This is a genomic window from Streptomyces sp. NRRL S-646 (assembly GCF_000720765.1).
Taxonomy (GTDB): domain Bacteria; phylum Actinomycetota; class Actinomycetes; order Streptomycetales; family Streptomycetaceae; genus Streptomyces.
In genome coordinates this window covers 1-21556 of sequence record NZ_JODC01000025.1, presented here as the reverse complement: position 1 = coordinate 21556, position 21556 = coordinate 1, and the positions used below count along the sequence as shown (strand labels likewise).

Annotated in this window: 18 protein-coding genes and 2 pseudogenes; 15 read left to right on the top strand and 5 right to left on the bottom strand. The window is 69.8% G+C overall.

The features are described from left to right. Window positions 1–53: 53 nt before the first annotated feature. Entirely contained in the window at window positions 54–1004 is a 951-nt protein-coding gene (locus tag IH68_RS0142820; RefSeq protein WP_030947418.1) for an ABC transporter substrate-binding protein, read from the bottom strand. A 412-nt stretch (window positions 1005–1416) separates the two neighbouring features. On the opposite strand from IH68_RS0142820, the gene IH68_RS0142815 reads away from it, so the two are divergent. The 8 genes from IH68_RS0142815 (at window position 1417) to IH68_RS0142780 (ending at window position 10860) form a co-directional block, all read left to right on the top strand. Then, window positions 1417–2274, top strand: coding sequence for an amino acid ABC transporter permease (locus IH68_RS0142815; RefSeq protein ID WP_030947416.1), 858 nt, complete (start codon window positions 1417–1419; stop codon window positions 2272–2274). After that, window positions 2271–4028, top strand: a complete 1758-nt coding sequence (locus IH68_RS0142810; protein ID WP_030947414.1) for an FAD/NAD(P)-binding protein — start codon at window positions 2271–2273, stop codon at window positions 4026–4028. Before IH68_RS0142815 ends, IH68_RS0142810 begins: the two co-directional genes overlap by 4 nt. Before the next feature lie 34 nt (window positions 4029–4062). Continuing rightward, entirely contained in the window at window positions 4063–4824 is a 762-nt protein-coding gene (locus IH68_RS0142805; protein ID WP_030947412.1) for an amino acid ABC transporter ATP-binding protein, read from the top strand. Between the two features lie 14 nt (window positions 4825–4838). After that, a complete protein-coding gene (locus tag IH68_RS0142800) occupies window positions 4839–5918 on the top strand; it encodes an LLM class flavin-dependent oxidoreductase (RefSeq protein WP_030947409.1) in 1080 nt (359 codons plus the stop codon). Continuing rightward, window positions 5915–7252, top strand: coding sequence for an NtaA/DmoA family FMN-dependent monooxygenase (locus tag IH68_RS0142795; RefSeq protein WP_030947405.1), 1338 nt, complete (start codon window positions 5915–5917; stop codon window positions 7250–7252). Before IH68_RS0142800 ends, IH68_RS0142795 begins: the two co-directional genes overlap by 4 nt. A 396-nt stretch (window positions 7253–7648) precedes the next feature. Beyond that, window positions 7649–8548 (top strand): S1 family peptidase, encoded by a 900-nt coding sequence (locus IH68_RS0142790; RefSeq protein ID WP_030947402.1) that lies wholly within the window; start codon window positions 7649–7651, stop codon window positions 8546–8548. Between the two features lie 111 nt (window positions 8549–8659). Then, entirely contained in the window at window positions 8660–9550 is an 891-nt protein-coding gene (locus IH68_RS0142785) for a slipin family protein (protein ID WP_030947401.1), read from the top strand. A gap of 230 nt (window positions 9551–9780) precedes the next feature. Then, entirely contained in the window at window positions 9781–10860 is a 1080-nt protein-coding gene (locus IH68_RS0142780; RefSeq protein ID WP_030947398.1) for a S1 family peptidase, read from the top strand. Between the two features lie 199 nt (window positions 10861–11059). On the opposite strand, the gene IH68_RS0142775 is transcribed toward IH68_RS0142780, so the two are convergent. Then, window positions 11060–12082: a membrane protein gene (locus tag IH68_RS0142775; RefSeq protein WP_030947386.1), complete on the bottom strand. Its 1023-nt coding sequence runs from the start codon at window positions 12080–12082 to the stop codon at window positions 11060–11062. A 152-nt stretch (window positions 12083–12234) separates the two neighbouring features. On the opposite strand from IH68_RS0142775, the gene IH68_RS0142770 reads away from it, so the two are divergent. Next, complete coding sequence (locus tag IH68_RS0142770) at window positions 12235–15675, top strand: DNA polymerase III subunit alpha (protein WP_030947382.1); 3441 nt, start codon at window positions 12235–12237, stop codon at window positions 15673–15675. Then, complete coding sequence (locus IH68_RS0142765) at window positions 15672–16646, top strand: DNA polymerase Y family protein (RefSeq protein ID WP_030947379.1); 975 nt, start codon at window positions 15672–15674, stop codon at window positions 16644–16646. Before IH68_RS0142770 ends, IH68_RS0142765 begins: the two co-directional genes overlap by 4 nt. Before the next feature lie 17 nt (window positions 16647–16663). On the opposite strand, the gene IH68_RS0142760 is transcribed toward IH68_RS0142765, so the two are convergent. Next, entirely contained in the window at window positions 16664–17038 is a 375-nt protein-coding gene (locus IH68_RS0142760; protein ID WP_030947376.1) for a cupin domain-containing protein, read from the bottom strand. A 93-nt stretch (window positions 17039–17131) separates the two neighbouring features. Between IH68_RS0142760 and IH68_RS0142755 the strand changes: the two genes are divergently transcribed. Then, window positions 17132–17578: a MarR family winged helix-turn-helix transcriptional regulator gene (locus tag IH68_RS0142755; RefSeq protein ID WP_030947373.1), complete on the top strand. Its 447-nt coding sequence runs from the start codon at window positions 17132–17134 to the stop codon at window positions 17576–17578. Between the two features lie 172 nt (window positions 17579–17750). Further along, window positions 17751–18620 (top strand): esterase/lipase family protein, encoded by an 870-nt coding sequence (locus IH68_RS0142750; RefSeq protein WP_030947370.1) that lies wholly within the window; start codon window positions 17751–17753, stop codon window positions 18618–18620. 61 nt (window positions 18621–18681) lie between these two features. Here IH68_RS0142750 and IH68_RS0142745 read toward each other — a convergent pair whose 3' ends face one another. Beyond that, window positions 18682–19665: a lytic polysaccharide monooxygenase auxiliary activity family 9 protein gene (locus IH68_RS0142745; protein WP_030947368.1), complete on the bottom strand. Its 984-nt coding sequence runs from the start codon at window positions 19663–19665 to the stop codon at window positions 18682–18684. A gap of 325 nt (window positions 19666–19990) precedes the next feature. Here IH68_RS0142745 and IH68_RS52130 point away from each other — a divergent pair, with 325 nt between their 5' ends. The 3 genes and pseudogenes from IH68_RS52130 (at window position 19991) to IH68_RS58695 (ending at window position 21212) form a co-directional block, all read left to right on the top strand. After that, window positions 19991–20479 carry a hypothetical protein gene (locus IH68_RS52130; protein WP_030947366.1) on the top strand — a complete coding sequence of 163 codons (489 nt, stop codon included), beginning with the start codon at window positions 19991–19993 and terminating at the stop codon, window positions 20477–20479. 140 nt (window positions 20480–20619) lie between these two features. Continuing rightward, window positions 20620–20670, top strand: a pseudogene (locus tag IH68_RS59585) (HNH endonuclease); the annotation flags it as partial. A 137-nt stretch (window positions 20671–20807) separates the two neighbouring features. Then, window positions 20808–21212 carry a hypothetical protein gene (locus IH68_RS58695; protein ID WP_030947363.1) on the top strand — a complete coding sequence of 135 codons (405 nt, stop codon included), beginning with the start codon at window positions 20808–20810 and terminating at the stop codon, window positions 21210–21212. A 259-nt stretch (window positions 21213–21471) separates the two neighbouring features. Here the strand turns inward: IH68_RS58695 and IH68_RS55840 are convergent. Then, a pseudogene (locus tag IH68_RS55840) lies at window positions 21472–21556 on the bottom strand (IS5/IS1182 family transposase); the annotation flags it as partial.

The window sequence follows — 21556 nt, the reverse complement described above, 5'->3', positions numbered from 1 at the left end:
TGGCCGCAGATCCAGCACAGCCCCGCGCCCCTTCAGGCGCGGGGTACTTGCCGTCAGCTCTTCAGTTCCGGGGGTGAGATCTGGGACTTCGTGATCGCCGAGCCCGTCGTGCCCCACTTCTTGAGGATCTTCTCGTACGTGCCGTCTGCTATCAGCCTGTTCACCGCCGACTGGAAGGCGGGAGCAAGCTTCGTGCCCTTCTTGAAGGCGAAGCCCACGTCCAGGCGGTGGTACTCGTTGAGGAACTTCACGCCCTGCTGCTGGGCCACCGCGTAACGCAGGCCGTTGATGGTGGACATCACCACGTCGCTGCGGCCCTGCTGGAGGGAGGACCAGATGGCGCCGGTCTCGTTGTAGGTCTGCACCTTGTACGGTTTCTTGCCGGCGGTCGTGCAGATCTTCTTGTTCTCCTCCAGCGTCGCTTCGAAGGTCGTTCCCGCGCCCGTTGCGACGTTCAGGCCGCACAGCTGCTTCAGGTCCGTGACCTTGGAGAGCTTGCTGTCCTTGCGGGTGGCGAAGCCCTGGCCGTCGTTGATGTAGGTGACGAAGTCGATGGTCTTGCGGCGTTCGTCCGTGACGCCGAAGTTGCTCGCGCCGAAGTCGTACTTGCCGCTGTCGAGCGCCGGCAAAATCGCCTCGAAGCTCGCCTGTCCGGACTTGAGCCGGAGGCCGAGCACCTTGGCGACCGCGTTGGCGAAGTCGACGTCCTGGCCGGTCAGGGTTTTGCCGTCGTCCAGGTAGGTGGTGCCGGGCGGAGTGCCGCCGACGCTGTAGGCGACGGTGAGGCTTGTCGTGCCCGACGGGAGGAGCTCTGCCGACGCCTCGTCCTTGTGGACACCGGAGACCACGTCGATCGTGGGGATCTCGTCGGCCCTCGCCGAGGTGCCCGCGGTGCTGGTCGAGTCGTCCGAACCGGAGCCGCAAGCGGTGAGCACCAGAGTGGCCGACGTAATCAGGGTGAAAGCTGCAAAAAGCTGTCTACGGGTACGCGTGAGCATGCGCATCGTGTGCGGTCTCCTGGAAGCAGGGAGGAGTGAAGAGAGCGCGAGGGGAGGGGTGCGTGCGCGTGTGAAGGCGAAGAGGGAGAACGCTCAGAGCGCCCGGGTCAGGGCGCGCAGTGGGGTCGGCTCAACAGGAACAGGACCACACTCGACCGAAGTCGATGTGGGAGCGCGTGACCAGCCACTGCTGTGGATGCATGGGCCAAGTGGAACAGGCATCCGGTTCTGCGTCAACTGACTTGAGACGTGGCGCTCACATGCCGGACAGCCTTGACAGTGAGGGGAAACCGCCCCGTACAGTCGATGGACGGCCCTGCTGAGGGGCTCGGCCGTATCGCGCTGTCGCTGTGCGCAGCCCGGCGCGTCCGTGTGAAGGCATCCACCGTGTTCGACCTCTGCGTCACGGAGCCTTCCCATGTCTTCCGACACCCTCGCCAAAATCCCCGCCGCACCGGACATACCCGAGCGGGCGGACGCCCTGCGGATCGTTCCGCAGCGCCGGTTCGGCCAGTGGGCCGCCGCTGTCGTCGTCCTGGGCCTGCTCGGGCTCGTCGTCAACTCCGTACTGCGCAACAAGGCGTTCCAGTGGGACGTCGTCGCCGACTACTTCACCTCGGACTCGGTGCTGCGCGGGCTGTGGCTCACCCTGTGGCTGACCGCGGTCGTGATGGTGCTCGGCTTTGCGCTGGGCACGCTGCTCGCCGCGTTCCGACTGTCCGCCAACCCGGTGCTGCGGGCGGTGAGTTGGGGCTACGTCTGGCTCTTCCGGTCGATTCCGATCCTGGTGCAGCTGTTGTTGTGGTTCAACATCGGGGCCCTGTATCCCGAGCTGTTCGGGATCAAGACCGTCAATCTGCTGGGGCCCGTCGAGGTCGCCGTCGTCGGACTCACGCTGCACGAAGCCGCCTACGCCGCCGAGGTCGTGCGCGGCGGGCTCCTCTCCGTCGACCGCGGACAGATCGAGGCCGCCCAGGCGCTCGGGCTGAGCCGGTGGCGGCGCCGGTGGCGGATCGTGCTGCCGCAGGCGATGCGCTCCATCGTGCCGCCCGCCGGGAACATGCTGATCGGCACCCTCAAGGGCACCTCCATCGTCAGCGTCATCGCGGTGAACGACCTGCTCTTCTCGGCACAGCTGATCTACCACCGCACCTACCAGGTCATTCCGCTGCTGATGGTGGCCACCCTCTGGTACACCGTCGTCACCTCGGTGCTCGGCGTCGGCCAGTACTACGTGGAGAAGCACTACGCCCGCGGTTCGGAGCGCGCGCGATGAGGCCCTCCCTGGTGATCGTCGGGGCCGGGCCGCGGGGGACCGGTCTCATCGAGCGGATCGCCGCCAACGCGCCCGAGCTGTACGCCGGTTCGGGCTTCGACATCCATCTCGTCGACCCCCACCCGCCGGGCGCCGGACGCATCTGGCGCGCCGCGCAGTCGCCACTGCTGTGGATGAACTCCCACGCCGAGGACGTCACCATGTTCACCGACGAGACGGTGGCCATGGAGGGCCCGGTGCGAGAGGGGCCCACGCTGCACGAGTGGGCCGGCATCGACGGTCGTACCTTTGCGGAACGGCAGCTCCAGGGGGCCTATCTGCGCTGGGTGCATGAACAGGCCGTCGCCGACCTGCCCCCGGGCGTCGTCGTCCACCACCATCCCCGGCGGGCCCTGCGGGTCACCGGCCCGCGCGAGGGCCGCCAGCAGGTGTGGCTTCAGGGCCGCCCGCGCCCGCTCCTGGCCGACCTCGTCGTGCTCACGCTCGGCCACCTCGACGCCGAACTCGACGACCAACAGGCCGAGTTGGCCGAGTATGCACGTACTCATGGACTGGTCCACCTTCCGCCCGACTTCACCGCCGACAGTGACCTGTCCGCGCTGAAGGCCGGTGAGCCCGTCCTGGTGCGCGGGTTCGGGCTCGCCTTCGTCGACCTCATGGTGCTGCTGACCGAGGGGCGGGGCGGACGGTACGAGGGCAACACCTATGTGCCGTCGGGGCAGGAGCCGGTGCTGTACGTCGGCTCGCGGCGCGGAGTGCCGTACCACTCGAAGATCGGCTACGACTGGAGCGGTGAACGACCGCCGCTGCCGAGGTTCTTCGGGCCGCCCGAGGTCGAGGCGCTGCTCGCACGGCCCGAGGGGTTCGACTTCAGGGGGGATGTGTGGCCGCTGGTGGAGAAGGAACTGGGGTTCGCGCACTACCACCGGCTGTTCACCGTGCATCCGGAGCGGACGGCCGTCGAATGGAGTGCCTTCGAGGAGAAGTACGCGGCCGCGTCCGACGTGGCCGAGCGGGAGGCCCTCGTGGCGTCCGTCGTGCCCGACCCCGCCGACCGGCTGGACCTGCACGCACTCGACCACCCGCTGGACGGTGTGCGGTACGGCTCCTTCGAGGAGTTCCAGGAGGGGCTGCGCAGTTATGTGGAGCATGATCTGAGCAGACGTCATGATCCTTGCTACAGCCCCGACTTGGCCGTGTTTCTCGGTCTCCTCTCCGTCTACGGCCAGCTGGTCCGGCTCGGTGGCATCGGCCCCTGGTGGCACGGCTTCTTCAGCTATCTGGCCTCCGGGCCGCCCGGTCCGCGGCTGCGGCAGATGCTGGCGCTGTCCCGTGCCGGAGTCCTGAAGTTCGTCGGCGCCGACATGACCGTCAGCGCCGAGGGCGGCGTGTTCCGGGCGTCCGGTGCCACCGTTCCGGGCGCCTTTGTGGAGGCGCGGGCGCTGGTCGAGGCGCGGCTGCCCGAGCCCACCGTCGGACGGGCTCGCGACACCCTGCTGCGGGAACTGCACGCCGACGGCGCCGTCGAGACCCCCGACGGGCTGCTCCGGGTGGACCCCGCCGACGGGCGGCTCCTCGACGGGGCCGGGCGGCCTCATCCCCGGCGGTTCGCGCTCGGGCCCTACACCGACGGACGCACGCCCGGCGCCTTCACCCGGCCGCGTACCGGCGGTCCCGCCTTCCGGCAGAACGACGCCACCGCACGGGCGGCACTGCTCTTCCTGCGCGAGCCGGCCGACAGCGCAGCCACATGACCCGCCTCCCTCCCATTCCCAAGGAAGTGCCCCGATGAGCGTCATGGTCGACATCAGATCCGTCCACAAGAGCTTCGGCTCGCTCGAGGTCCTCAAGGGCATCGATCTGGAGGTGCGCACCGGCGAGGTCACGGTCGTTCTCGGTCCGTCCGGCTCCGGCAAGTCGACGCTGCTGCGCACCATCAACCACCTGGAGAAGGTGGACCACGGCGCGATCAGCGTGGACGGCACACTGGTCGGCTACCGGCGCTCCGGCGACAAGCTGCACGAACTGCCCGAGCGTGAGGTGCTCAAGCAGCGGACACGGATCGGGTTCGTCTTCCAGAACTTCAATCTGTTCCCACACCTCACCGTGGTCGACAACATCATCGAGGCGCCCGTCTCCGCGCTGAAACGACCGCGCAAGGAGGCCCTCGCGAATGCGCGCCGGCTGCTCGATCGTGTGGGGCTCGCGGACAAGGCCGACGCCTACCCGCGGCAGCTCTCCGGCGGACAGCAGCAACGAGTCGCCATCGCGCGGGCGCTCGCACTGGAGCCCAAGCTGCTGCTCTTCGACGAGCCGACCTCCGCGCTCGACCCCGAGCTGGTCGGTGAAGTCCTCGACGTCATAAGGGACTTGGCCCATCAGGGCACCACGATGATCGTCGTCACGCACGAGATCGGCTTCGCCCGCGAGGTCGCCGACTCGGTGGTGTTCATGGCCGACGGGAAGATCGTCGAGCAGGGCCCGCCCGGTGACGTGCTGGACGCTCCGCGCCATGAACGGACCCGGGCGTTTCTCTCCAAGGTTCTCTGAAAGGTTCCCCCCACATGACCTCATCGAACGGCCGGGGGCTGTTGCACCTGGCCGCCGCCCTGGACCAGCCGGCGGTGTTCGACGCCGGCTCCCACATCGAACTGGCGCGGCTCGCCGAGCGCGGCGGCCTGGACTTCGTCACGCTGGACGACACCTTCGCCCGCCCCGGCCCCGACGCGCTCGCCGTCCTGTCCCGGGTCGCCCCCGCCACCGCCCGCATCGGCCTGGTCCCCACCGTCACCGTCACGCACACCGAGCCCTTCCACGTCCAGGCCGCCGTCGCCACCCTCGACTGGGTCAGCCGCGGCCGGGCCGGCTGGCGGATCGACGTGTCCACCACCGAGGGCGAGGCCCGCCTCTTCGGCCGCCGGCACGCCGTACCCGCCGACGAGCTGTGGCGCGAGGCCGGCGAAGTCGCCGACGTGGCCGCCAGGTTGTGGGACAGCTGGGAGGACGACGCCGAGATACGGGACCTGACGACCGGCCGCTTCATCGACCGGGACAAGCTGCACCACGTCGACTTCACCGGCGCAGGCTTCTCGGTGAAGGGCCCCTCGATCGTGCCGCGGCCCCCGCAGGGCCATCCCGTCCGCGTGGTCGACGCCACCGAGGGGCACACCCGGCGCACCGCCGCCCGGTACGCCGACGTGGCCCTGGTGCGAGCCGCGAGCCCCGCGCAGGCCGCCGCCGTACGGGACCAACTCCGCCAGTCCGCCGCGGAGTTCGGACGCAACCCGGACACCCTGCGCGTGCTCGTGAGCCTCCTTGTCGACCTCGGAGACGGCGAGCACGCGGCCGAACCGGGCCACGGCGGGGGCGGCCCCCGGCAGACCGTGCAGGGGCCGCTGTACCGGGGCGGCCCCGTGGACCTCGCCGAACTGATCGCCGGCTGGCACGCGGACGGCATCGTCGACGGCTTCCACCTCACGCCCATCGAGCCGCGCCGTGACCTGGAGCGGCTCGTCAACGGCACGGTGGCGGTGCTCCAGCACCGCGGACTGTTCCGCACCTTCTACCCGGGCAGCACCCTCCGGGAGCACCTGGGCCTCGCCAGGCCCGCCAACCGGTACGCCGTGACAGGGGGAGCGTCATGACCGTACGGACTCGCGGGGCCCGCGGCCGGAGGCCGCTCAAAAAGCACTGCCATCTGGCCGCGCATTTTCCCGGCGTCAACAACACCACGGTGTGGTCCGATCCGCGGTCCCGATCGCAGATCGACTTCTCCTCCTTCGAGCACCTCGCCCGCACCGCGGAACGCGGCCTGTTCGACTTCTTCTTCCTCGCCGAGGGGCTGCGGCTGCGCGAGCACAAGGGCCGTATCCACGACCTGGACGTGGTGGGGCGGCCGGAGTCGCTCACCGTGCTGAACGCGCTGGCCGGCGTCACCGAACACCTCGGCCTCGCCGCCACCGTCAACGCGACCTTCAACGAGCCGTACGAACTCGCCCGCAGGCTGGCCACGTTGGACCACCTCAGCGGCGGCCGCGCGGCCTGGAACGTGGTGACCTCCTCCGACGCCTTCACCGGCGAGAACTTCCGGCGCGGCGGTTTCCTCGACCGTGCGGACCGGTACACCCGGGCAGCCGAATTCGTAGGCTTGGCAAGGAAGTTGTGGGACTCCTGGACCCCCGACGGCGTCCCCCGGCCGTTCGCGCACCGCGGGCAGCACTTCGACATCGCGGGCGAGTTCACCGTGCCGCGCTCACCGCAGGGGCACCCGGTCGTCATCCAGGCCGGGGACTCGGCCGAGGGACGGGAGTTCGCCGCCTCCACGGCCGACGTCGTCTTCACGCGGCACGGCACACTGGAGGCGGGGCGTTCCTTCTACGGCGATGTGAAGCGCCGCCTGGAGAAGTACGGCCGGAACCCGGACGACCTGAAGATCATGCCCGGTGTCACCGTCGTCCTCGGCGACACCGCCGCCGAGGCCCAGGAGAGGGCCGCCGAGATCCGGCGACAGCAGGTGTCCCCGCAGAACGCGATCCTCGCCCTGGAGCAGATCTGGGGTGTCGACCTGTCGGCGTACGACCCCGACGGCCCGCTCCCCGAGATCGACCCGGTGGCGGACTCCGCGATCACCCAGGGGCGGACCCGGCGCGGCGACACCGTCGCGATCGCGGAGAAATGGCGCGCCCTGTCCAAGGAGAAGGGGCTGTCCATCCGGCAGACCGTGATCGAGGCGGGCGGCCGGCAGTCCTTCATCGGCACACCCGAGGCCGTCGCAGCCGAACTCGACGAGTACGTGCAGAAGGACGCCGCCGACGGCTTCATCCTCCAGCCGCTGATCACGCCGGTCGGACTCGACGAGTTCGTGGACCGCGTGGTGCCGCTGCTGCAGGAGCGCGGCGCGTTCCGCACGGAATACCAGGGCCTGACTCTGCGCTCGCATCTCGGGCTGCCCGACCCGGTACCGTCCGTCAGTGCCTGACGGCCGGGGAACTCTCAGGGCCGAGGACCATCCGGACGGGCGACTTCCGGACATCCCCGGGAGTTGGGCGGCCGAAGGTGACTCGGCGGTGCCGGCAGCCTGCGAGGCGGACGGTCTGACTGCTTCTTCGTGTGATCAGCGACGAGGGAACACGCGGTCGAGGCGGGAGTCTGCAACCTGGTCTGAACCAGGGCAGAGATGGCCAAATCTCATGGTTGGTCGAGGGCTTGGCGGCCGAAAGGCGCCCTTGCGCCTACCGGCCGTTCGGCCGAATACTCCCCGCAAGCGCTTGTCAGGGGCACGGCGTGTCCGGAATCCGGACGAACTCGGTCCTGGCTGCGCCTCACGGGCCCCGACCCCACGCGGGCCCCCGACTTCCCCTTGGGAGGAACGAACGTGAGGATCAAGCGCACCATCCCCCGCAGCGGTATTGCGAGACGGACCCGGCTGATCGCCGTCACCACCGGTCTCGTGGCCGCCGCCGCGATCGCGGTCCCCAGCGCGAACGCGTCCACCGCCACCCCCTTCAGCACGGCCCAGCTGAAGAGCGCCGACGCCTCGGTGCTCAAGGCCGACGTCCCGGGCACCGCCTGGGCCGTCGACAGCAAGACCAACCGTGTCGTCGTCACCGTCGACAGCACGGTCTCCAAGGCCGAGATCGCCAAGATCAAGCGGCAGGCCGGCAGCAACGCCGGTGCCCTCACCATCAAGCACACCTCCGGGAAGTTCAAGCCGCTGATCAGCGGCGGCGACGCCATCTACGGCGGCCAGTACCGCTGCTCCCTCGGCTTCAACGTGCACAGCGGGAGCACCTACTACTTCCTGACCGCGGGCCACTGCGGTGAGGTCGCCTCCACCTGGTACTCCAACTCGGGTCACACCACGACCCTGGGCACCAACGTCGGCTACAGCTTCCCGACCAACGACTTCGCGCTGGTGCGCTACACCAACTCGTCGATCTCGCACCCGAGCACGGTCGGCAGCCAGACCATCACCAGTGCGGCCACCCCGAGCGTCGGCACCACGGTCTACCGCCGCGGCTCCACCACCGGCACGCACAGCGGCCGGGTCACCGCCCTGAACGCCACCGTCAACTACGGCAGCGGCGACGTCGTCTACGGCATGATCCAGACCACGGTCTGCGCCGAGGGCGGCGACAGCGGCGGCCCGCTGTACGGCGGCACCGTGGCGTACGGTCTGACCTCCGGCGGCAGCGGCGACTGCACCTCCGGCGGCACGACCTTCTTCCAGCCGGTCACCGAGGCGCTGAGCTACTACGGCGTGAGCATCGGCTGACATTTCCTGCGAGCGGCCCCCGTACGCAACTGGCGTGCGGGGGCTCCCTCTTGTCCGGGTGACGGAGTTACCTTCGAAGTACACATAGGGCTCAGTCCCCTGGGGGCCGGCATGGTCGAGGAGCTGGTGGCGGCGGGAGCGACCCTCGCGTCCGCCGGTGTGGTGTACGTGATGGCGGCCGCGCGGGTCGTCAAGCAGTACGAACGCGGTGTGGTGTTCCGGCTCGGCAGGCTCCGCGACGAGGTGCGCGGGCCGGGGTTCACGATGATCGTGCCGTTCGTGGACCGGCTCCAGAAGGTCAACATGCAGGTCGTGACGATGCCCGTGCCCGCGCAGGAGGGCATCACGCGGGACAACGTCACGGTGCGGGTGGACGCCGTCGTCTACTTCAAGGTGACCGGGCCGTCCGAGGCGATCGTCCGGGTCGAGGACTACCGGTTCGCGGTCGCGCAGATGGCGCAGACCTCGCTCAGGTCCATCATCGGCAAGAGCGAACTGGACGATTTGCTGTCCAATCGGGAAAAACTCAACCAGGGACTGGAGTTGATGATCGACAGCCCTGCCGTGGAGTGGGGCGTCACCATCGACCGCGTCGAGATCAAGGACGTGTCCCTGCCCGAGACCATGAAGCGTTCGATGGCCCGGCAGGCCGAGGCCGACCGGGAGCGCCGGGCCCGGGTCATCAACGCCGACGCCGAACTCCAGGCGTCGAAGAAGCTCGCCGAGGCCGCGCAGCAGATGGCGGACACTCCGGCCGCGCTGCAACTGCGGCTGCTGCAGACGGTGACGGCCGTCGCCGCCGAGAAGAACTCCACGCTCGTTCTGCCGTTCCCGGTGGAGTTGCTGCGGTTCCTGGAGAGGGCGCAGCAGCCGACCGGGGTGCCTCAGCAGGTCCCGCAGCAGCCGGTGCCGGCACAGCAGCAACCGGTGCAGGAGCAACTGCCGCCTCCCGTGCCGCGCTTGGAGCCCGGCTCCGAGGGGTCGAATTCCGGACAGGACTAGACCTCACGCACCGCACACAGGCTACTCGCTCGTAGTGTTTGCAGAGCGAAGACGTGGGGTGACCGTGGTCTGTCAAAAATACGGGGGCGCGCAAACCCCGTTCTACGCGCGTCCTGAAGACGCCCTTGTGTGCTCCCTGTTGACCTCGGGATAGTAGGCGCTGTTCAACGCCTTCCGGTTCGTGAGGTCCCCACAACCTCCCGGACCGACCCCCCACAGGAGGACGTGAGTTGAAGCACCGACGCATACCCAAGCGGCGTGCAGCCGTGGTAGGTGCGGGCATAGCCGCACTGGTAGCCGCGGGAGTCACCTTCCAGACTGCGAACGCCAGCGAGCCCTCGAAGACCTCCGCGCCCGAGACCCTGTCGGCCGTGGCGGCCGGAAAGCTCGCCTCGACCCTCGGCAAGAACCTCGGCGCCGACGCGGCGGGAACGTATTACGACGCGAAGGCCAAGAGCCTCGTCGTGAACGTCCTCGACCAGGCCGCCGCCAAGACCGTCGAGGCGGCCGGCGCCAAGGCCAGAGTCGTCGAGAACTCCCTCGCCGAACTCGACGCCGCCCGTACGACGCTGACCAAGGACGCCACCATCCCCGGCACCTCGTGGTCGACGGACCCGGTGAGCAACAAGGTCGTCGTCACCGCCGACAAGACCGTCTCCAAGGCCGAGTGGGCAAAGCTCTCCAAGGTCGTCGACGGGCTCGGCGCCAAGGCCGAACTCAAGCGCTCGAAGGGGGAGTTCAAGCCCTTCATCGCGGGCGGCGACGCCATCTCCGGCTCGGGCGGGCGCTGCTCGCTCGGCTTCAATGTGACCAAGGGCGGCGAGGCGTACTTCCTCACCGCAGGGCACTGCACCGACGCCATCAAGACCTGGTCGGACTCCAGCGGCAACCAGATCGGCGAGAACGCCGACTCCCAGTTCCCGGGCAACGACTTCGGCCTCGTCAAGTACACCGCCGACGTGGACCACCCGAGCGAGGTCGACCTCTACAACGGCTCGACCCAGAAGATCACCAAGGCCGCCGAGGCGACGGTCGGCGAGAAGGTGACCCGCAGCGGCTCCACCACTCAGGTGCACACCGGCACGGTCACCGGCCTGAACGCCACCGTGAACTACTCCGAGGGCTCGGTCAGCGGTCTCATCCAGACCGACGTCTGCGCCGAGCCCGGCGACAGCGGCGGCTCGCTCTTCGACGGCGAGTCGGCGATCGGCCTCACCTCCGGCGGCAGCGGCGACTGCAGCGCCGGCGGCGAGACCTTCTTCCAGCCGGTCACCGAGGCGCTGTCGGCCGAGGGCGCCTCGATCGGCTGATCGTCGGCTCCGCCGGTTGCGCGAAGTTGTGTGAAGTCCCGCCCCGCGCGCGAGGGGCGGGACTTTCGCATGCGAAGCGCTCCGCGGATGTGCGGTGGATTTGTCTGCGGGTGCGTCGTGGCTGGTCGCGCAGTACCCCGCGCCCTTTGGGACGCGGCCGGACCCGCGCGTCTCTCGCGCAGTACCGCCGCCGCCAGGTTCAGGGCGCGGCCGGACCCGCGCGCTTCTCGCGCAGTACCGCCGCCGCCAGCGTGATCGCGATCCCGGCCGCCGCCCAGGCCGACAGCACCAGCAGGGCGTCGGTCGTGTCGTTGCCGTCGAAGTACGCGATCGACCGCGCCGCCCAGGTCCCGGCGCCCGGCGGCAGCGCCGGCCCGATCGCCTTCCAGAACGGCGGCAGCATCGGCAGCGGGAAGGCACCGCCCGCACTCGGATTGCCCGCGATCACCACGAGCAGGATCGCCAGGCCGATGCCGACGATCCCGAAGACCCCCTGGAGCGCGAGCGTCGCCGCCCCGACCGCGAAGGTGATCAGCGCACCCAGCCCCCACAGGGCCGGCACGCTCCCCGGCAGGGCCCCCAGGATCGGGCCCACGATCACCGCCCCGCCGAGCCCGCCGACGATCGAGACCAGCGCCATCACGACCAGCCGGATCACCGCGCGGCGCAGGTTGGCGGGCCGGGCGCCCGTGCTGATCGCCAGGATCGAGGCGCACAGATAGCCGCCGACGCACCAGCCCACGACCACATAGAAGGAGGACAGCCCGTCGAAGTCCTGGGACGAGGCCGGGGCCACGTCCACCGTCCGGAGGGTCCGCTGCTGAGAGGCCTCCAGGAGGGCGAGGTACTGCTGGAGGGTGTTCGCGAGAACCGTGCCGCCGCCGCTGGCGACCAGGAGCGTGTCGGCGGTCCGGGCCGGGTCGATGATCAGCGCGCCGTCGATGTCGCGGTTCAGGATCTGCGCGCGCGCCGTCGCCTCGTCCGCCACCACACGCGGGTCGAAGGGTGAGCCGTGCAGCTTGTCCAGCCGGGCCACCGCCTGCTCGGCCGCGGCCTTGGGCGCGACGACTCCGAAGGGCACGTCCTTGGGCCGGGGATCGTGCAGCGCGCCCACATAGGAGGCGATGAACAGCAGCTGGAGGGCGATCACACCGACGACCAGCAGCGTGGCGCGCGGGGTGACCGCGTCCTTCACCTCGGTGAGAAAGCTCCTCTGTGCCATGTCCTCACGGTCCGGGGCTGCGGGCGTTTCCGCAGGTGGGGGAGGGCCGAACGGTTGTCGCACACTCGTTCGGTTTTTGGTCTATGGTGGGGGTGAGGCAGTCGGGAACTGATGTTCGATAACGGAGACGGCTCAGACAGCGGGAGGTGCGGATGCCTGGCTTCACACATCTGCACACCGTCTCCGGATTCTCCCTGCGCTACGGCGCCTCGCATCCGGAGCGGCTGGCGGAGCGCGCCTCGGAGCGGGGCATGGACGCCCTCGCCCTCACCGACCGCGACACCCTCGCCGGCACGGTCCGCTTCGCCAAGGCCTGCGCCAAGGCGGGTGTGCGCCCGCTGTTCGGCGCGGAACTGACGGTGGAGCAGCCCGCCCGGCTGCGGGAGGACGATCCCGTACGACGGGAAAGGCGCCGTACCCCCGTACGCGGCGGTGCCTTCATCGACGAGTCGACACCCCGCGTCACCTTCCTCGCCCGGGACGGCGCCCGCGGCTGGGCCGACCTGTGCCGCCTGGTCACCGCGGCGCACTCCGCCGACGGCCCGCCCCTGCTGCCCTGGACCCACAACCGGGCCGACGGCCTGACCGTCCTGCTCGGCCCCGCCTCCGACGTCGGCCGCGCCCTCGCTGCGGGCCGCCCCGACCGCGCGGCCAGGCTGCTCGCCCCCTGGCGTGAGATCTACGGCGACGCCCTGCGCCTGGAGACGGTCTGGCACGGCCGCAAGGGCACCGGCCCCGGCTCCCTGCGCCTGGCCGCCCGCACCGTCGGCTTCGCCGCCGAACAGCGCATCCGCCCGGTGCTCAGCAACGCCGTGCGCTACGCCGACCCCGGCCTCGGCCCGGTCGCCGACGTCCTGGACGCGGCCCGCCGCCTGGTCCCCGTCGACCCGACGAAGGAACTGGACTCGGGCGAGGCCTGGCTCAAGGACGCGGGCGCCATGCTGCACGCCGCCGAGCGGATCGTCGAGGCCGCGGGCTACCGGCGCGACACCGCCCACCGTCTGCTGGAGCAGACGCAGGCAACGGCCGCCGAGTGCCTGGTCGACCCCGAGGACGACCTCGGCATGGGCGCCGTCCACTTCCCCGAACCGCACCTCGTCGGCGCCGGCCGCCGCACCGCGCAGCGGGCACTGGCCTCGCGGGCGGCGGCCGGGATGGTGCTGAACGGCTACTCCGGCAGGCGCGCCTACTGGGAGCGGATGCACCGGGAGCTGGACATCATCGCCCACCACGGCTTTGCCTCCTACTTCCTGACGGTTGCTCAAGTGGTGGACGACGTAAGGGACATGGGTGTCCGGGTCGCCGCCCGCGGCTCCGGAGCGGGCTCCCTGGTCAACCACCTCCTCGGCATCGCGAACGCCGACCCGGTCGAGCACGGACTGCTGATGGAGCGCTTCCTGTCCAAGGAGCGGGTCGTGCTGCCCGACATCGACATCGACGTGGAGTCCGCACGCCGCCTTGAGGTCTACCGCGCGATCATCGCCCGGTTCGGCGAGGAGCGGGTCGCCACGGTTGCGATGCCGGAGACGTACCGCGTCCGCCACGCGATCCGTGACGTCGGCGCGGCCCTGTCCATGGATCCGGCCGACATCGACCGCATCGCCAAGTCCTTCCCGCACATCCGGGCCCGCGACGCCCGTGCGGCACTGGAGGAGCTGCCCGAACTGCGCGCACTGGCAGGGGAGAAGGAGCGGTACGGACGGCTCTGGGAGCTGGTCGAGGCCCTCGACGCCCTCCCGCGCGGAGTCGCCATGCACCCCTGCGGGGTCCTGCTCTCCGACGCCTCCCTGTTGAGTCGTACACCGGTCATGCCGACCAGCGGGGAGGGCTTCCCCATGTCGCAGTTCGACAAGGACGACGTCGAGGACCTCGGACTGCTCAAACTCGACGTGCTCGGGGTGCGGATGCAGTCGGCGATGGCCCACGCGGTCGCCGAGGTGGAGCGGGCCACGGGGGAGCGGATCGACCTGGACACGCTCGAGGGCGGCGATCCGGCGACGTATCAACTCATCCGTTCCACCGAGACCCTGGGCTGCTTCCAGATCGAGTCGCCGGGCCAGCGGGACCTGGTGGGGCGTCTGCAGCCGGCCACCTTCGACGACCTCGTCGTCGACATCTCCCTCTTCCGTCCCGGCCCGGTCGCCGCCGACATGGTGCGGCCGTTCATCGAGGCGCGGCACGGGCGGGCGCCGGTCCGCTATCCGCACCCGGACCTGGAGGAGCCGCTGAAGGGGACGTACGGGGTCGTCGTCTTCCACGAGCAGATCATCGACATCGTGGCCATCATGACCGGCTGCGGGCGCGGCGAGGCGGACCGGGTGCGGCGCGGGCTGTCGGACCCGGAGTCGCAGGGGCGGATCAAGGTGTGGTTCGCACAGCACGCGGCCGTCAACGGATACGACGCGGAAACGATTCGGCAGACCTGGGAGATCATCGAGGCCTTCGGGTCGTACGGCTTCTGCAAGGCGCACGCGGTCGCCTTCGCCGTGCCGACGTACCAGTCGGCGTGGCTGAAGGCACATCATCCGGCCGCCTTCTATGCCGGGCTGCTCACGCACGACCCCGGGATGTATCCGAAGCGGCTGCTGCTGGCGGACGCGCGGCGACGCGGGGTGCCGGTGCTGCCGTTGGATGTGAACAAGTCGGCGGTCGCACACCGTATCGAACTGGTGTCTGAATTCAAGGGGCCCAAGGGCGTCTGGGGGCTGCGGCTTGCCCTCTCCGATGTGTACGGCATCAGCGAGGCCGAGGCGGCGCGGATCGCGGAGGGGCAGCCGTACGCCTCGCTGCTGGACTTCTGGGAGCGGGCGCGGCCGAGCAGGCCGCTGGCTCAAAGGCTGGCCCAGGTCGGCGCGTTGGACTCCTTCGGCGCCAACCGCCGTGATCTGCAACTGCACTTGACCGAGCTGCAGCGGGGTGCCCGGGGTGCGGGCGGCGGCCAACTCCCCCTGGCAGGCGGGCGGAAGACGGCACCGGCCGGGCTGCCGGACCTGTCGGAGGCGGAGAAACTCAGTGCCGAGCTGGGAGTGCTGTCCATGGATGCCTCACGCAACCTGATGGACGATCACCGGGCCTTCCTCGACGAGTTGGGCGTGGTCTCAGCGCGCCGGCTGCGCGAGACGAGGCACGGCGAGACGGTCCTCGTGGCGGGCGCCAAGGCCGCGACGCAGACCCCGCCGATCCGCTCCGGCAAGCGTGTCATCTTCTCCACCCTGGACGACGGCACGGGCCTGGTCGACCTCGCCTTCTTCGACGACTCCCACGACGCCTGCGCCCACACGGTCTTCCACTCCTGGCTGCTGCTGGTGCGCGGAGTGGTGCAGCGGCGCGGCCCGCGCAGCCTCAGCGTGGTGGGCGCCGCCGCCTGGAACCTCGCCGAACTGGTCGAACTGCGCGCCGAGGGCGGCCTCGACGAGGTGGCGAAACGACTGGCGCAGCCGCTGCCGGAGGGCGGCGGGGATTCGGCCCACGGCAGGCGAATCCACATGCCCACCGGATACGAGATGAACCCGTGGGCCGATCTGCGGCCGGCGGGTCAAGAGCCCTCACAGGTACGGAAGTTGTGGCACCAGAGCCCGGGGAGTGCGGGATGACCATCGTGTGCGTACGTTTCCAGCTGCCTCCGACGGACGAGGCCGCCCTGTCGGGGCTGCTCGGGCTGCTGGAGGAGTTCACCCCGGTCGTGGAGGCGCTGCCGCCGGACGCGGCGCTGGCCGATCTGCGGGGCGCCGAGCGGTACTTCGGACGCAGCGCGGTCGAGCTGGCGGCGGTGATCCGGGTGCGTGCCCTCGCCCTGTACGGCGTCGACTGCGCGATCGGCGCCGGGCCGGGCCCGATGCTGGCCCGCGTGGCACTGGGTTCGGCCAGGCCCGGGCTGACCTGCGAGGTCCCCGGCGATCCGGACGGCATCGCGGAGTTCCTCGCGGACCGTCCGGTCACCGCGCTCCCCGGCGTCGGCACGGCCACCGCCCGCACCCTGGGCGAGTACGGCCTCGACACCCTGGGTCTGGTGGCCGCCGCACCGCTCTCCACACTCCAGCGCCTGATCGGTGCGAGGGCGGCCCGCGAACTGCACGAGAAGGCGAACGGCGTCGACCGCGGCCGGGTCGTCCCGAACGCCGTCTCCCGCTCCCTGGCCACCGAACGCCCCTTCACCCGCGACGAGTTGAGCCCGGACCGGCACCGCCGCGCCCTCCTCTCGGCCGCCGAGGAACTGGGCGCCCGGCTGCGCGCCCTGGACAAGGTCTGCGGCACGCTCACCCTCACCGCGCGCTACGCCGACCGCACCGCGACGACCCGCACCCGCACCCTCAAGGAACCCACCGCCCACTCGGCCGCCCTGACCAGGACGGCGTACGACATGTACGAGTCCCTGGGCCTCCAGCGCGCCCGCGTCCGCGCCCTCACTCTCCGCGCCGAGTCCCTCGGTCCCGCCGAACAGGCCGCCTACCAGCTCACCTTCGACCCGGTGGACCAGAAGGCCCGCCGTATCGAGGAGGTCGCGGACCGGGTCCGGGCGAAGTTCGGACCGGGAGCGGTGCGGCCGGGCGCGCTGGCGGCGTAACTCCTCGTGTCGGAAGGTCAGTTGGCCCATGGTGGTGTGATCCGCGTGCCGTCCTCCAGTACCGCCTCCAGGCCGATGGAAGTGGTGACCCAGGAGATCGCCGTCTGATCGGTGGGGTTCTCGACTCCGAGGGTCGCGCCGGGGTTGACGATGACCGTGTCGCCCGCCGTGATGCGGTCGGTGCGGCCGTCGAGGGTGATGAGCAGTTCGCCGATGAGGAGATGGAAGATCTCCTCGCGGCTGACGGTGTGGAGCGGTGCCTTGGTCCCGGCGGGGATCTCACCGCGCCAGGCGCACAGCTCCTTGCTTCCGGTGAGCGGGGCGGCGTACGAGATGAAACGGGCGCCGTGGATCTCGTGGGTGACGGCTTCGGATGTGCGGACGATGGGCATGGCTGACTCCGATCCATATGGTCAAGCAGCTTGACTATCCGGATCCATAGTCAAGCTGCTTGACCATTTCGTCAAGGGTGTTTCAATGCCTCCGTGCAGAACTCCGAGGCCATGGCCCTGTCCGCCGCCCTGCTCGCCGTCGCCGGTGAGCTCACGCAGCGCATCAACGAGGGCGTCGTCGCCCGCGGCTTCGAGGGGGTAAGGCCCGCGCACGGCTTTGCCTTCGCGCGGCTCGCACCGGACGGCGCGACGGTCACCGATCTCGCGGCCCACCTCGGTGTCACCAAGCAGGCCGCCAGTCAGCTCGTCGACGAGATCGTGCGGAAGGGTTATGCCGAGCGCCGGGCGCATCCTCTGGATGCCCGTGCCAGGTTGATCGTGCTGACCGAGCAGGGGTGGGCCTGTACGCGGGCCGCGGAGGAGGCTGCCGCGGAGGTGGTGCGGGAGTGGAGTGCCGTGCTCGGTGAGGGTGAAGTGCGGGCGCTGGGTGGGCACTTGGGGCGCATTGCGCCCTATGGGCCCATCCGGCCTGCCTGGTGAGGGTTCGGCGTCGGCTACTGGCGAGTCAGTTATCACTGGAAGTTTTTACTGACGCGTAACTTCACACTTGCGCTACTCACCCGTAACTTGACGAGTGAACAGCATCCTTCGTGATCCGGATCACAGGGCGTAAGGCCATCGCAACTCCCTTGAGCCGCAAGGAGATCACACGATGCTGCCCTGGAAACGAGTGCTCAGACCCCTCACCGCGCTGCTGCTGACCGCCGCGGTCGCAACCGTCCCCGCCACCGCCGCCCACGCCGCCGACACAGCCGTGGCCTCGTCGAGCGGCTGGAACGACTACTCCTGCAAGCCGTCCGCCGCCCACCCCCGGCCCGTCGTCCTGGTCCACGGCACCCTCGCCAACTCCATCGACAACTGGCTGGCACTCGCGCCGTATCTGGAGGATCGCGGCTACTGCGTCTTCGCCCTCGACTACGGTCAACTGACGGGCGTCCCCGTCTTCTACGGCCTCGGACCCATCGACAAGTCGGCAGAGCAACTGTCCGCCTACGTCGACAAGGTGCTCGCCGCGACCGGCGCCGCCAAGGTCGACCTCGTCGGCCACTCGCAGGGCGGCATGATGCCCCGCTACTACCTCAAGTTCCTCGGCGGAGCCGCCAAGGTGAACGCCCTCGTCGGCATCGCACCCAGCAACCACGGCACCGACCTCGACGGCTTCACCAACCTGCTGCCGTACTTCCCCGGCGCATCCGACCTGATCTCCGCCGCGACCCCCGCACTGGCCGACCAGGTCGTCGGATCCGCCTTCCTCACCAAGCTCAACGCGGGCGGGGACACCGTTCCCGGCGTCCACTACACGGTCCTCGCCACCAAGTACGACGAGGTGGTCACGCCGTACCGCAGTCAGTTCCTGAGCGGTTCCGACGTGCACAACGTGCTGCTGCAGAACCTGTGCTCGGTCGACCTCTCCGAGCACGCGCTGGTCGGGCTGACCGACCGGGTCGCCTTCCACGAGGTGGCCAACGCCCTCGACCCGGCGCACGCCACCGCCACCACCTGTGCGTCGGCACTGGGCTGACGCACCTCCCGGGGCCTGTCCGACCTGAGCCGCCGGACAGGCCCCGCGCTCTTCGGCCGGGTCAGCGGCCGCGCCGTCCGCCGTCGCCGGTCGCACGGCGGCGGACGGAGGCGAACAGGGCCGCCGCGCCGAGCGCCAGGGCTGCCGCGCCACCCATGGCGAGGTACGGGGTCCTGTCGTCGGCGCCCGTCTCGGCGAGGTTCTCCGAGGTCCCGGCCTCCTTGGGCTCGTTGGCCGCGGCAGCAGCGGTCGTCGGATCCGCCGAGGTGCTCGCGTCGGCGTCACCGTGACCGTGGTGCTCGACCGTCGACTTGTCGGCCCCCGCCTCGATCTGCTCGTCGGAGGGGGCGGAGGCACTCGGCGCCGGGGACGAGCCGCCCGCCGTCGTACCACCACTGCCGCTGCTTCCGCCGAAGGTGACGTCCGAGCAGGAGTAGAACGCCTCCGGGCTGTCCGAGCGCTGCCAGATCGCGTACAGGAGCTGCTTTCCGGAGCGCTCGGGGAGAGTGCCGGAGAACGTGTAGAAGCCGCCGCCGGCGACCGGGTCGGTGGCCGTCGCCACCGGGTGCTCCAGGTCCAGGTCGGACCAGGCGAGCGGGTGCGCCGGGTCGTAGCCGGCCTTGGTGACGTACACCTTGAAGGTGCCCTTGTGCGGTGCGGTCACGCGGTACTTGAAGGTGTACGAGCCGGCGCTCACTCTCGTCGCCGGCCAGTCGGCGCGGGCCAGGTCGAGCCCCTTGAACTCCTCGTTGTTCGCGCTGCACAGCTTGCCGTCCGGGATCAGCGTCCGGTGCTGCCCGTTCGCGTCGCCGATACGGATGCCGTTCCAGTCGTAGAGCGCCTGGGTGCCGCCGGCAGCGACCGCCGCCCTGCAGGCGTCCGACTTCGGGCTCTCCGGGCCCTCCGCATAGCACTGCGAGACCCGGCTGACCGGGTCGCCCATCGTGCCGTGCGCGGACGCCGGGGCGGCAGCGAGGGCGGTCAGGGCGAGCGGGGCGGCGCCGAGGGCAGTGAGAGCGGCGACCTTGCGGCGGCGTGCGGGCATGCGGAATCTCCTCGGAACGGTCCTGATTTGTGGGGCGATCGCCGGGGGCGAATCCCGTGGGGCGCGATCAGAAGCTAGCCCCAAGAAACCGTGAAATCGCCTGCTGGAGGCGGGTGGTGGAGATCCTTATGGTGCCGTTAAGGCAGGACTAACTGAGGGCTCAGGAAGGGGAGGGGGGACGCCCCGACTCACCTGCGTCCGAGCATCGCCACCGTCCGTGTCAGTCCGTGTCAGTCCGCACTCGGATGCCTCGGTTGGCTCCCGGTGGCGCCTACGTTCCTCCGAACTCGACGTCGACGCCGTCCGGGCCCTGCTCTTGGAGGTCATGGGGGACGGCAAGGCGTTGCACCTGCGGACTGTCCTCGCCCACCTCCAGCAGCACCCCACGACCGCGGCCCGCACGGCCGCCTGGACGGTGGGTGATCTGCGCGCCCGTTTGGAGGCCCTGGGCATCCCTGTTCAGCCCAAGGTGAAGGCGCACGGCGGGAGCCCGACGAGGGGTGTCCGCCGTGAAGATCTGGCCCCCTTCCCCGGTGCACGCCGGGGAGACGTCTACCGATCCGTCTACCGCTGCCTGACCTGCACGTCTACCGACTCGTCTACCGTCGTCTACTGGCCCATCTACGGTCGGATCTCCGCGCGTTCAGGGGACGCCATCGCCGCAGGCGACAACGCCACACCCGGCACCCGTCCCGACGCCTGCAACGGCGTCGACGACAAGACCGTCCAGAAGTACGCCGCTGAGATCATGCAGAAGGAGATCGGGGACGCAGTCGACAAGGGTCCCAAGGGCCTGGAGACCGCCCAGCCCTAAGGAGGTGGCGCCCGTGGCCAGCAACCCGCGCAACGGGCGCCCCTCCCGCCGCCTCGTCGCCGCACAGAAAGCCCTCGGCCTGCCCTGCTGGCGTTGCGGCCACGCCAGACGTCGACGGCCGCCGTCACCCGCTCGCCTTCATCCTCGACCACTACGTCCCACTGTCGAAGGGCGGCAGTCTCCTCGACCCCGAGAACGCCCGCTCGGCCCACCGGCGTTGCAACAGCGCCCGCGGCAACCACACCACGAGCAATCAGCCTCAGCCAGCTCACGGATCTGGTGAATGCGGATGCGGTGACTCCACGCCCGGGCCGGGTAGCACTACGCAATGGAGGAGACCGAGGAACATGAGCGCCAGGCGGCAGACAACAGGATCTGGGAGCACCTCCTTCACGAGGACAACATCCGCTACCAGCAGGGGAATCTCTTCCTGGTCGCGCTGTCACTCTTGGCGGTGGCCTACAGCACAATACTGACCGCTGGCGACAAGAATCTGGCTGCCGCACGCGTGATCGCTGCATTCGGAATCGCGTCCACGTTGATCTGGCTGTACATAGGGCACCGTCACCTGCTGTATTGGCGAGCCATACGACTTCGCACACGTCAGAGGCTCCCGGACTACGACGAAACGCTCAGGACATGCATGCCCCAGGGGCGCTCCCTGGTGCTCATCGTCTACGCACTACCGGGGCTTTCCGCCATTATGTGGCTGCTCCTGCTCTTGATCGCTTGAGGAACGTCGTGCTCTACGTGGTTACTGGTCCGCCGGCCGCAGGCAAGTCCAGCGGGATCGACACACGCGCCAAGCCCACCGATATCGTTAACTCGCGTTGTTCGCTGATCTGCTGTTGCTGGTGCGCAGGGTGCCGCGCGCGTAGTAGGCGGCCACTGCTGCGTATTGGCCGGCTATCCAGGTTGAGGCGTGTCCCCCAGTTGATCAGGCCGATGGGCCATCGCAGATCGCAGGAAGCAGAGCGATCAGTGAACCTCTTTCATCCTGAATAGTCGCAGGTCAAGAGGGTGTGGATGGCTTGGACGGCGGTGCCGATACGTCGGGTTGAACATCGGGCTCGCCGT